The organism is Thalassospiraceae bacterium LMO-JJ14, from assembly GCA_021555105.2.
In the GTDB taxonomy this organism is placed as follows: domain Bacteria; phylum Pseudomonadota; class Alphaproteobacteria; order Rhodospirillales; family Casp-alpha2; genus UBA4479.
Window position 1 is genome coordinate 2,721,604 of the sequence record CP134604.1, and the last position, 11,367, is coordinate 2,732,970.

The following is an 11,367-nucleotide window of genomic DNA, read 5'->3' on the forward strand; positions in this document are numbered from 1 at the left end:
GTCGGATAGCAGGGACTTAGAAGCCCATGCCGCCCATACCGCCCATGCCACCCATGCCACCCATGTCGGGGGCACCGCCACCGGCTTCCTTGGGCTCCGGCTTGTCGGCGACCATGGCTTCGGTGGTGATCAGCAGGGCTGCGACGGAAGCCGCGTCCTGCAGCGCCGTGCGGACAACCTTGGCCGGATCGATAACGCCCGACTTGATCAGGTTTTCGTACTTGTCCGTCTGCGCGTTGTAACCGAAGGCAACGTCCTTCTGGTCGAGCAGCTTGCCGGCCACGACGGCGCCATCGGCACCCGCGTTCTCGGCGATCTGACGCAGCGGCGCCTGCAGCGCACGGCGGACGATGTTCACACCCACCGTCTGGTCGGCGTTTTCGCCTTCCAGTTTGGCCAGCGCCTTGGTCGCGTACAGAAGCGCCGTGCCGCCACCGGCGACAATACCTTCTTCAACCGCTGCGCGGGTCGCGTGAAGGGCGTCGTCGACGCGGTCTTTCTTTTCCTTCACTTCGATCTCGGAACCGCCACCGACACGGATCACGGCAACACCGCCGGCGAGTTTCGCCAGACGTTCCTGCAGCTTCTCACGGTCGTAGTCAGAGGTGGTTTCTTCGATCTGTGCGCGGATCTGCGAGCAGCGGCCTTCTATGTCTTTCTTCTTGCCGGTGCCTTCGACGATCGTCGTTTCTTCCTTGGTGATCGTCACCTTCTTGGCGCGGCCCATCATCTCGATGGTCACGTTTTCAAGCTTGATGCCGATGTCTTCGGAGATCACCTGACCGTTCGTCAGAACGGCGATGTCTTCGAGCATCGCTTTGCGGCGGTCACCGAAGCCAGGTGCTTTGACGGCAGCAACCTTGAGGCCACCGCGCAGCTTGTTGACGACCAGGGTCGCCAGCGCTTCGCCTTCGATGTCCTCGGCGATGATCATCAGCGGACGGCCCGACTGCACCACGGCTTCCAGAACCGGCAGCAACGGCTGCAGGCTGGACAGCTTCTTCTCGTGGATCAGGATGTACGGATCGTCGAGATCGCAGGTCATCTTGTCGGCGTTGGTGACGAAGTACGGGCTGGTGTAGCCGCGGTCGAACTGCATGCCTTCGACGACGTCGAGTTCTGAGTGCAGCGACTTGGCTTCTTCGACCGTGATCACGCCTTCGTTGCCGACGCGTTCCATCGCAGATGCGATCATGTCGCCGACTTCGCGGTCACCGTTCGCCGAGATCGTGCCGACCTGGGCGATTTCCTCGTTGGTTTTGACTTTTTGCGAACGCTTCTTGACGTCGGCGACGACGGCGGCAACCGCCAGCTCGATGCCGCGCTTCAGGTCCATCGGGTTCATCCCGGCAGCAACCGCCTTGGAACCTTCACGGACGATCGACTGGGCGAGAACCGTCGCCGTCGTGGTGCCGTCACCGGCTTCGTCATTGGTGCGCGATGCGACTTCCTTGACCATCTGCGCGCCCATGTTTTCGAACTTGTCGGAAAGTTCGATGTCCTTGGCGACGGTGACACCGTCCTTGGTGATACGCGGTGCACCGAACGATTTGTCGAGGACGACGTTGCGGCCCTTCGGACCCAGCGTCACCTTGACCGCGTTGGCCAGCGTGTCCACGCCCTTAAGCAGGCGGTCACGCGCATCGGCGGAAAACTTAACTTCTTTGGCTGACATTTCTATACACCCCTTTTAGGCAGCTTTTTTCTTGGCAGCGGATTTTTCGATCACGCCAAGAATATCGGATTCTTTCATGATGATGAGGTCTTCACCGTCGATCTTGACCTCGGTACCGGACCATTTGCCGAACAGCACCTGATCACCGGCCTTAACGTCCAGGGCGGTCACTTTACCGTCCTCGGACTTGTGGCCATTACCGACGGCGACGATGACGCCTTCCATCGGTTTTTCCTGCGCGGTATCGGGAATAATAATCCCGCCGGCCGTTTTCTCCTCCTGCTCGACGCGCCTTACCAGCACGCGATCATGCAAAGGTCTGAATGACATATATCGTTCCTCCTTGAACAAGCGAACGTCAGTGGTTGAAGTGATAAATGGCACTCAAGCTCCCTGAGTGCCAATGTGTATTTAACCCGGAATTCCAAGGCGTCAAGGCTCCCGTGCATGACTTTTTTAAGGCACATGGGCCAAGGTAGCAGCACTCCCCCGGACTCGCTGCTAAGATGTTGAATTTATTGATTTTTGTTGCGCCTGAAAAAAGATCACGGCAGAATTATTGCATCGCAACGATCTGAAAGGAGACCTAATGTTTACCGACGACAGCAATCCTTCCAGCAGCGGCCCTGCCCAGAAAGGCCCTTCCGGAAACTTCCTCCGGGACCAACTTGCCGGCTACCGGCTGACGACAGCGCAAATTCTCTATCATCTTCCGGATTACCCGCAACTGCTGCAGGAATTTATCTGGCAGCGGCTCGATATCGCACCGGAATTTCCGCAGCTTAAGCAGTTTCTCAATTTCTGGGAGCGCCGTATCGACGGCAGATTGCATTCTGTGACCATCGCGTCTGCGGAGCTTGTCAGCCCCGCAGAGCTCAGGATGGCGGATGGTATGTTCGCGGTTAACTAGCGCCCGGCAGTTGATCGGATCACCCGGCCGCTGCCTGCATGGCTTCGGCACGAACAAGCTTCTGAACCTTGTCGAACGCCCGTACTTCAAGTTGGCGGATTCGTTCGCGGCTGATACCGTATTCAACCCCCAGTTCCTCCAGGGTCACCGGGTCGTCCTTCAGACGCCGCTCGATCAGAATATGCCGTTCACGTTCCGGCAGTTCCGAAAGTGCACGTTCAAGCATTTCGGAACGCACACTTAATTCCTCATGCGCACCGACGAGAGCTTCAGGACTTGGACGCTCGTCAACAAGTGTATCCTGAAATTCAGCCACACCGTCATCCGTTTGTGACAACGGCGCATTCAACGAGAAATCCCTTGAATGCAGGCGACGGTTCATATGCTGAACCTCTTCCTGCGTCGCGCCCACGGCTTTGGAAATCAAGCCGGCCTGCTCATCGCTCAACTCACCGTTATCGTAAATCTTGAGCTGGTTTTTCATGCGGCGAAGAGAGAAAAACAATTTCTTCTGCGATGACACCGTACCCATTTTCACCATCGACCACGACTTCAGCACGTACTCGGTAATCGACGCCTTGATCCACCAGATCGCGTAGGTGGAAAGGCGGAAACCCATGTCGGGGTCGAATTTCTTAACGGCCTTCATGAGACCGATATTGCCTTCGGAAATCAGATCTGAAACCGGCAGGCCATAGCCCCGATAGCCCATGGCAATCTTTGCCACCAGCCGCAGATGAGACGTCACCATTTCATGGGCGGCATCAACATCACCTTCGTCACGCAAACGATAGGCGAGCATGTATTCCTTTTCTTTTTCGAGTATCGGGAATTTCCAGATTTCCTGGAGATACCGCGACAGCCCGTTTTCGCTTGTCAGTGCGGGAAGCGTCATGCTGGTCATAGTTACATCCTCTTTCCTGTCTTAATCGGCCTAAATGAAGCACCGGTAATCTCTGCTCTAAGAACAGCGCACACTAAAGCGCACGCTGTATAACAGCTGCCATCAGCAACGATGAATGAGTGAGATCTTCAGAAAGAACTTCATGGCCACATCCTCCTTCAGAGCAACGTTGGCTTTGTTGCAGGTTCACAACCGCCGAACCCAATCGAGAAGCCCCAAATGGGCACCCCTCTTTACCCGACCTTTATACTAGGTGATTGGCTTCAATGTCAAGAAAATCCCACTTGAAGCATATAGTCACGTTACAAATTCGTAATGGAAAACAGTGCCTTATGTTACCTCTTCATTATACTAACCAATTAAATAATGTTATATGTTTTTTATAACATTATTTAATTGTTATATCTTGCCCTTGAAAAAGCCGGCAAAACGGCCGGCTTTCGACAATCCCAGGCCTTTACTTAACGCCGGCGATAGAGCCGTTGTTATCCGGTGCGAAATTCAGATCGTAATTGGGAATCGAAGGCAAATCTTCTTCGCGACCGTTCGAAATCTCGGTCAGGCGCTTCTGACGGTACAGGCTGCGTATGGCCGCATAGTAGTCGACGGAAGTCTTTTTGATCTGCTCAAGCTCGTCGACCAGCCCGGCGTATTCATCGATGGCAGATACACCCAGCCTGGAATAAGCCTCGGCATCGCGTTCCGTATTGGAAAGATAAAGTCCAAGAGGATCGAAGTACGGATCGACCAGATACTTGCCGACCGCATCTCTCGGGTTGGTTGGCCCCAAGAGCGGCAGCACCAGATATAGCCCTTCTCCGACGCCATACGTTCCAAGTGTCTGGCCGAAATCTTCTTCGTGCTGCTCCAGCCCGATGCTGCTAGCAATATCAGCTATCCCGCCCATGCCCGTGACCGTATTGACCACAAATCTGGCCAGCGTCGTCAGTGCGCGGTCCAGCTCGAACTGCAAAAGGTCATTCACAAACGTTACAGGCGAAGAGATATTGTCGATGACGTTGCTGACACCGGCACGGAATGTCGATGGCAAAACCGAATTGTAGGTTTTTGCAATCGGCGTCAGGAGAAAAGCGTAAACTGTCTCGTTAAACTGAAAAATCACCCGGTTAACGGATTCCAGCGGGTCGTTGACATCGTCGTCGGCCGCTGGCGCCTGTGCAAGAAGGGTACGACGTGGCGTTATCGCCGTGGCAGGCAATTCGGCAATCTGGGAGTCGATGTAGACACCCGGATGCGCAGAACCGCCGAAAGGTTCGAGAACGCCCCGTGAGTCAGCAAAGGCGGGTGCACTCATGACGAGTCCCGCTCCCAGAATCAACGCTGAACAGAATGTAGAAAGTTTAAGCGCGCGCATCGAATTCCAGTTCGTTTATATCGCTCCTAATATACACCTGTTGGCGCACAACGAAAGCGACCCCATCACCCAGACTTTTTACCCGGTTAAATGCCCACCGGGCAACATGATTGTGACCTTTTCCACATAACTGTGGCATTTTTGTCATCGAATATTGAAAACAGTGTGTTAACGGGTATCTGCAGATATGCTTAAATGGAAAAAAGCACATGGGGGGACGCTGTTACTATGCGTTGCATACGAAATATAGTCGGCACGATTCTGATTTCAATTTTCGCTTTATATCCTGTTGCTTCATGGGCCGGCCCGGCCAGCGAGTTGGTGCAGAGTTTTCAGAGCGGCCTTTTATCGGTGATGAAGGATGCCAAAGAACTGGGAGTCAAAGGCCGGTATGACCGCTTGGAACCCATCATCACGAACACATTTCACCTGCCCTTGATGGCCGGGCTTTCCGCCGGAGCCCATTGGCAAACCGCATCGCGAGACCAGCGGAACAGATTGGTCGAAGCATTTACCGGGATGAGTATCGCCACCCTGGCAACGCTTTTCGATGGGTATTCAGGGGAACAATTCGTCGTTCAGGGAGAGCGCGAAGGGCCACAAGGCATTACCTTCGTCGATACAGCGCTCAAGGTTCCCGGGCGCGACAGCGATGTTGCCATCTCCTATGTCGCCCGCAAATCCGAGGGGCAGTGGCGCCTGATCGACGTTATTGTCGACGGCGGCATTAGCGAGTTGAAAGTGCGAATCTCCGAATACCGGCTAACCCTTACTCAGGGGGGCATAGAAGCCCTGATTAGTCTGCTCAGAAACAAGGCGAGCGACCTTTTGTCCTGAACGCCCTATTGTTGCCCTTTTCCGGGTTATTATTGGCACCAGGACAAAAGGATATCTTATGTTAACTTCAATTCGCATCTTGTTGTTATTGTTGGCATTAATGATTCCAGCAAGCCTGGCTGCAAGCCCCGCTGAAACGGTCAGCACGTATCACGACCAGCTTTTGCAAAGCGTTAGAGACTCTGCCGGGAAAACCGACATGGCACGGTTCACTTCGCTCGCGCCCGCCATGGACGCGGCATTCGATTTCGAAAGCATGATCAAAACGGCGGCCGGAACGCATTGGGGGAAAGCTTCGGCCGAATCGCAAAGGGCACTGCTTGACGCATTCCGGCGTGTCAGCATTGCGACATATGCAGACCAGTTCGCCGGTTTGACGAGCGGTGCTTTCATCATCAAGGGATCGCGAAACGGCCCTCGCGGATTGAAGCTTGTCGATTGCGAGTTGAAAACTGGCGATGAAAACGTCGCCATAAGCTATGTCGTCAGGAACAAGAACGGCGACTGGCTGATCGTCGATGTCCTGCTAAAGGGCGGAATCAGCGAACTTGCCCTGCGTGCTTCTGAATACGCGAGCACCCTCAAGAAAGGCGGTGCCGAGGCTTTGGCCAGAACCCTCAACGAGCAGGCGACCGCTCTGCTGGCTCACTAGATGCCTGCCCTTATAGATTCTAAGGGGTGTCCCGGGGTGACGTCGGGTATGCCATCCACGCGACAAGTCCGAGTGCGATCCAGAATATTTCCCTGATCCTGCGCACCGCAGCGCAGGCAAGGCCAAGGCCGGGTACGCCGGTTATGGCACCGGAAATCAGGACAAAAGCCCCTTCCTGTGCACCGATACCGAGCGGAATGAAAAACACGGCAGCCCGTATCATCTGTGCAAGCGCCTCAATCATCCAGGCATCCGCCCAACCGATTTCATTCCCGAGGAGCAGAAACGTCACGTATATTTCAACGACGCCCAGTACCCAGTTAATGAAGGCAAGGACGAGCGACGCCAATAACCGCCCACGATGGCGCGTGTAGAAAGTGACAAATCGATGGTCCAGCTCTTCGATGACCCTGATTGCTCCGGCGGCGCGCTCCGCCCATGCTTGCCCGGAAAACCTCGCCACCAGCCAACTTGATGCCTTGTATCGCTGGATCGCGAACATCAGTAACGTACCTATACTCAGAAAGACCAACCCTGCACTGGCGGTGGCTTGCAGCGGGCCGTCGATCACGTCGGAGAGAGCCATGAAAACGAAGCCGATCATCAGGAATACGATCAGGCCAATCATGTTGACGGTCCGCGCCATGACGATCGAAGCCGTCGCTTCGGTATAACGCACGCCATACCTGGCCTTGAGGAGCACTGCTTTGACAGGTTCGCCTGCAAAACCGCCGGCGGGAACGGTATTGTTGAACGCCTCGCCTGCCAAGCGGACGATAAAGGTTCGCCTTATCCAGGTCAGACTCACCGGTAGCGATGTCAGGATCAGCAGCCAGGAAACAGAATCGCCCAGAAACGCCAGAAAATAGATGCCGATGACAATAACGATCCCCACGGCACCGACCTGAAGCACCCGCCCGGCAACATCGTTCAGGTCGATACCGCTGATAATCCAATACAGCAGACCGACACCAATCAAAAGCGAGAGGACTTTCCAGCTACGCATCCACCTGCCCATTATCAATATGGCCTTTATCCGAATGGCCAGCATCACGAGAACGCATCATCAGCGCCATCAGCGCCGGCAGGAATATCAGAATCGCGACCAGGCTTAGCGATATGGCGATACTGAGCAATAGCCCCATGCTGGCTGTCCCCGGATGGCCGGAAAGCATGATCGAGCCGAATGACCCCAGCGTCGTCAGGGCGCTCAGCAGAACAGCACGCGGTGTCGTCGTCGACATGGCATCGTGGTGGTCGGTATCGCTCGCGACAATGGCGCGCTGGCGCAACACGATGTGAATGCCGAAATCGACACTCAGGCCGAACAGAAGCGGCAGCACGATCACATTGGCAAAATTGAACGGCACACCAGCCACGGCAGAAACCGCCAAGGTCCACAATGCGGCGACACAAACGGGTGCGAAAACCAGAAAGACGTCCCGGAGACGACGCAAAACAACCCAAAGCACGCAGCCTATGCCCAGCAAGGCAATAACCAGCGCCTTGCCAAAAGCGTCCAGAACGGCGCGACCTGCTTCGACGATGATTATCGGTCCGCCTGTGGCTTGCGGCGCAACGCTCTGCACTGCCTCGACGAATTCACGAAGCCTTACCGGGTCGCGCAAATCGGCTTTCGGCCGCACATCTAGGCGGGCTCTGCCGTCCTCGCTCAGATACCTGCTTTTCAGTTCCGCCGGAAGCCCTGCGACATCCACTTCCGAAGCTTCGAGCGCCGTCACCAGATCTTCAAGACGTCCCGGCAGATACCTGAAAAGTGCCTGATTGATACGCGCCGCCTGCTCTGCACGAGTGCCGTTCAATGCGGCAGCCAAACGGGTCGCTGCCGGGCCAAGAGCGGCATCGCTGGACAAGGCACTCAAGCTTTCGGCAATCTGATTCAACGCCGTATCCAGATTCTGCCCCGACAACGCAATCGCGCCTGGAGGAGCGAAAAACGCCGGCCCCATGAAGAGTGCCATACGCTCAATGATGGCAAGTTTGGCCGCCTGCGCATCCGGGATCAGTGAAAATATACTGTCGACATTATCGACCGCATCCAGCGCCTGCAGTTCGGCGATTATTTTCTCCGCACCTGCCATGTCCGGTGTGAGAATTTCCGATGAGTACGGGTGGATATCACCATCACCCATCAGATCGAAGAGTGTCACCACGGATGGTGCATCCGGGTCCTTCAGGTTCATCGGGTCGAAGTCGAAACGGGTGCCGGTGGCAAGCCATGCGGACACGATTGCACTCACAACACCGATCATGACGATCTTTGCCGCCGATTTCCGGAACCTGCGTTGAGGATGCGGTGTTTCATGCATGGCCTTGAGCACCGGCGGTGTGCGAACCAGCAGCCGCAACAATGCAGGCAACACTGTCAAATTGCAGATCAGCGCAATGAACATGCCGACACCTGCAATAAGGCCAAGCTCGGCAAGCCCGACATAATCCGTCGGTAAAAACGAGAAGAATGCGATAGCCGTGGTTAGTGCGCAGATCGCGAGGGACCCGCCGACGCTACGCCCACCCTTGGCAAGCGCTTCCGACCACTGACCGGACAAACCTGAATACTCAACAGCCCTGAGCACGAAATGAATGCCGAAATCGACACTAAGACCGACAAACAACACAGCAAACGCGACGGAAATCAGATTCAACGAACCCAGCGCCAGAATTGCGAAGGCCCCCGTCCACAACAAACCGAAAATCAGGGTCATGAATAGGGCAACCATCACCCCCAAAGAACGAATGCCTATCATCAAAACAAGGATAACAATCGTCAGCGAAATCAGACCGGCAAGCCCCATCCCCTCTTCGACGCTTTTCAATTCATCGCTTTCCAGCGCTGCCGACCCGGTCAGGCGCAGATTATACCCTCCATCCAGCAATTTTTCGTTTTGGGCGATTTCATGAACCGTATCGCTGGCACGAGCCGCCGGATGCAGGGAGCCATAATCGAGTTTCGGCCGTGTCTGGATCAACCGACGCACCGGACCGGTGGCCGGCATTGCCCCCAAAATCAACTCGGACCAAACAAGGTGCGCATCCTCGCCTGCCCGCACGCGTTCGGCGACATCCGCCATCTTGTCTAAAACGGCGGCGGCTTCGGCTGATGTCCCTGTCTTCGTACCCGCATCCGCCATCAGTTCAAGCATCCCGGCAAGGCCAAATAAATTCGGCTGCTGCCAGAGTGTCCCGAGAAAAGGCTGTGCCGACGCAAGCTTTAGGGAAAGGTCTTCAAGCTCTGTTGTCTCTAGATACAGAAAACCGTGCTTGCGCAGGAACGGATCGGCTTCGGCGGCAAAAACATCCTCGAAAATCTCGGCTCTGGCCCGCATGGCATCGACAAGACGCCGCACACTGTCATCCGCGGCATCGGCGTTCGAAGCTTCAAGTACGACCAGAAGGTTGCTGTCCAGAACCGGGAACGCCTGATCGAGGGCAATCGCATTCTGGCGAAATGCGAGATCCGCCGATAACATGTCCTCGTTATCGGTATCGATGCGCAGATTTTCCGCCAGATAGAAAACGGCAGCAATACTGATCAGAATGGATGTGACAAGCACCAGCACGGCACGCCGCTGGCAAATATCCACCCAGCAGCCGACGCCGTTGGCGAAACGGTCATCTTCCCGGTTTTCCGCTGTCGGCAGCACGCGGCCCTCCTGCTCCACCCGGCACCAGTCACCTTGGAACCATCAACGGCTTATACGAAGCAACATGGCCCGGAACAACCGTTCTTGACAGCAGCGCCTCTGCCGCACACCTTCCCGGCACCTGTGAGGAGCGCGATACGGTTATGAAAAAACCCCCATTCGATCAACGGATCGCAGCTGTTATGGTACGGCCGCTCGTCCATACGTCGATAACGCCCAACCATATCTCGCTGTTTACACTCGTACTGGCGTTGAGCGGGGCTGGAATGCTTGCAACCGGGGATGCTCATCTTGCCGTCTGGGGGGCCGGGCTGTTCGTCATAGCCCGCTTTTTCGATCATTTTGACGGTGAATTGGCGCGCCAGTCCGGCAAAACGTCAAAGCTCGGGTATTATCTCGACTACATTGTCGGGTCCGTCAGTTACGCCGCGCTTTTCTTCTGCATGGGCTGGGGTTTCAAAGACAGCGATCTCGGCATTTGGGCCATTGTGCTCGGGTCCGGTGGCGCTGCCGCCGCAATCATTTCGATGTTTACAAACCTGGGTATCGACCGTGAAACCGGTGGTGATGAAAGCGGGGCGGCCGTCGGTTATCCCGGTTTCGCCGGTTTTGAGCTGGAAGACGGGATTTACCTTCTGTGGCCGGTTACCTGGCTCGGCTTTCTTTATCCGTTTTTTATCGCCGCCGGATTTGGCGCTACGGTTTATTGCCTGTACACCTGCGTCACGCTACTCAGGATGCGCGCGCGTCCTTGAGGGCTTTGCGAAACAGGAAAACAAACAGGATTGCGAAAGCCGGTGCACCGATGGCGGCGGCCGTTAAAAGCTGATCGGACCAGCCGAGCAGCACGGCAATCGGCACGAACAGCATCGCATCATCCGGATCAAAGCCGAAAATACCGCCGATCTCGGCAGCGCGTGCACCCTGAAGCCGTTCAATTCGGATAACCAGCATCAGGATTGTTGCCACCGCACCGCCCGCCAGAATCCCCATCGGAATGGCCCAAAGACCGAAACCGCTTTCGCGCAATCCGATGCCGAGTCCAACAAAGATCAAGGCATTGCAGAACGCATCGGCGAACAGATCGTAGGTGTGCCCGCCCGGACTTGTCCGCCCCGTCATGCGCGCCAGATCCCCGTCTGCACGGTCCAGCAACATCGAAAGAATGAACAGTATTGCACCGTAGTTCGACCATTCAACTTTGCCATATGCCAAGCAAACGGCAGCGCCGACACCGGCAAGAATACGAACCGTCGTTACCTGGTTCGGCGTTACCGGCGTCTTTGCCAGCGGACGGACGATGGTTGCCCGTGCGATCTTGTGGATCCATGTGTTATGCGACATGCCCT

The 11,367-nt window shown here is 55.7% G+C and carries 11 protein-coding genes; 4 read left to right on the forward strand and 7 right to left on the reverse strand.

Going from position 1 to position 11,367, the window contains the following annotated elements:
- Positions 1-16: 16 nt before the first annotated feature.
- Positions 17-1,675, reverse strand: a complete 1,659-nt coding sequence (gene groL, locus L2D14_12900; GenBank protein WNJ98763.1) for a chaperonin GroEL — start codon at positions 1,673-1,675, stop codon at positions 17-19.
- Between the two features lie 15 nt (positions 1,676-1,690).
- Complete coding sequence (gene groES / locus L2D14_12905) at positions 1,691-2,005, reverse strand: co-chaperone GroES (GenBank protein WNJ98764.1); 315 nt, start codon at positions 2,003-2,005, stop codon at positions 1,691-1,693.
- Between the two features lie 259 nt (positions 2,006-2,264).
- Between groES and L2D14_12910 the strand changes: the two genes are divergently transcribed.
- Positions 2,265-2,585, forward strand: coding sequence for an usg protein (locus L2D14_12910; GenBank protein WNJ98765.1), 321 nt, complete (start codon positions 2,265-2,267; stop codon positions 2,583-2,585).
- A 19-nt stretch (positions 2,586-2,604) separates the two neighbouring features.
- On the opposite strand, the gene rpoH is transcribed toward L2D14_12910, so the two are convergent.
- Entirely contained in the window at positions 2,605-3,489 is an 885-nt protein-coding gene (rpoH, locus tag L2D14_12915; protein WNJ98766.1) for an RNA polymerase sigma factor RpoH, read from the reverse strand.
- Between the two features lie 457 nt (positions 3,490-3,946).
- Complete coding sequence (locus L2D14_12920; GenBank protein ID WNJ98767.1) at positions 3,947-4,864, reverse strand: VacJ family lipoprotein; 918 nt, start codon at positions 4,862-4,864, stop codon at positions 3,947-3,949.
- A 228-nt stretch (positions 4,865-5,092) separates the two neighbouring features.
- On the opposite strand from L2D14_12920, the gene L2D14_12925 reads away from it, so the two are divergent.
- Together L2D14_12925 and L2D14_12930 are read left to right on the forward strand one after the other, a co-directional pair.
- Entirely contained in the window at positions 5,093-5,701 is a 609-nt protein-coding gene (locus L2D14_12925; GenBank protein ID WNJ98768.1) for an ABC transporter substrate-binding protein, read from the forward strand.
- Positions 5,702-5,801: 100 nt separating this feature from the next.
- The gene (locus L2D14_12930) at positions 5,802-6,353 is read left to right on the forward strand and encodes an ABC transporter substrate-binding protein (GenBank protein ID WNK01685.1); all 552 of its coding nucleotides are present in this window, start codon (positions 5,802-5,804) and stop codon (positions 6,351-6,353) included.
- A gap of 19 nt (positions 6,354-6,372) precedes the next feature.
- Here L2D14_12930 and L2D14_12935 read toward each other — a convergent pair whose 3' ends face one another.
- A complete protein-coding gene (locus L2D14_12935; protein WNJ98769.1) occupies positions 6,373-7,359 on the reverse strand; it encodes a lysylphosphatidylglycerol synthase transmembrane domain-containing protein in 987 nt (328 codons plus the stop codon).
- A complete protein-coding gene (locus L2D14_12940; protein ID WNJ98770.1) occupies positions 7,352-10,018 on the reverse strand; it encodes an MMPL family transporter in 2,667 nt (888 codons plus the stop codon). The genes L2D14_12935 and L2D14_12940 overlap by 8 nt, the downstream gene beginning before the upstream one ends.
- A 143-nt stretch (positions 10,019-10,161) precedes the next feature.
- Between L2D14_12940 and L2D14_12945 the strand changes: the two genes are divergently transcribed.
- Positions 10,162-10,773, forward strand: coding sequence for a CDP-alcohol phosphatidyltransferase family protein (locus L2D14_12945; protein ID WNJ98771.1), 612 nt, complete (start codon positions 10,162-10,164; stop codon positions 10,771-10,773).
- Here L2D14_12945 and L2D14_12950 read toward each other — a convergent pair.
- A complete protein-coding gene (locus L2D14_12950; protein WNJ98772.1) occupies positions 10,751-11,362 on the reverse strand; it encodes a CDP-alcohol phosphatidyltransferase family protein in 612 nt (203 codons plus the stop codon). The two genes, L2D14_12945 and L2D14_12950, sit on opposite strands and share 23 nt — an antisense overlap.
- Positions 11,363-11,367: the final 5 nt, after the last annotated feature.

What these genes read in the sequence shown, in the direction of transcription:
- groL (WNJ98763.1), bottom strand. Translation starts at nt 1,675, where the DNA reads ATGTCAGCCAAAGAAGTTAAGTTTTCCGCCGATGCGCGTGACCGCCTG.
- groES (WNJ98764.1), bottom strand. Translation starts at nt 2,005, where the DNA reads ATGTCATTCAGACCTTTGCATGATCGCGTGCTGGTAAGGCGCGTCGAG.
- L2D14_12910 (WNJ98765.1), top strand. Translation starts at nt 2,265, where the DNA reads ATGTTTACCGACGACAGCAATCCTTCCAGCAGCGGCCCTGCCCAGAAA.
- rpoH (WNJ98766.1), bottom strand. Translation starts at nt 3,489, where the DNA reads ATGACCAGCATGACGCTTCCCGCACTGACAAGCGAAAACGGGCTGTCG.
- L2D14_12920 (WNJ98767.1), bottom strand. Translation starts at nt 4,864, where the DNA reads ATGCGCGCGCTTAAACTTTCTACATTCTGTTCAGCGTTGATTCTGGGA.
- L2D14_12925 (WNJ98768.1), top strand. Translation starts at nt 5,093, where the DNA reads ATGCGTTGCATACGAAATATAGTCGGCACGATTCTGATTTCAATTTTC.
- L2D14_12930 (WNK01685.1), top strand. Translation starts at nt 5,802, where the DNA reads ATGATTCCAGCAAGCCTGGCTGCAAGCCCCGCTGAAACGGTCAGCACG.
- L2D14_12935 (WNJ98769.1), bottom strand. Translation starts at nt 7,359, where the DNA reads ATGCGTAGCTGGAAAGTCCTCTCGCTTTTGATTGGTGTCGGTCTGCTG.
- L2D14_12945 (WNJ98771.1), top strand. Translation starts at nt 10,162, where the DNA reads ATGAAAAAACCCCCATTCGATCAACGGATCGCAGCTGTTATGGTACGG.
- L2D14_12950 (WNJ98772.1), bottom strand. Translation starts at nt 11,362, where the DNA reads ATGTCGCATAACACATGGATCCACAAGATCGCACGGGCAACCATCGTC.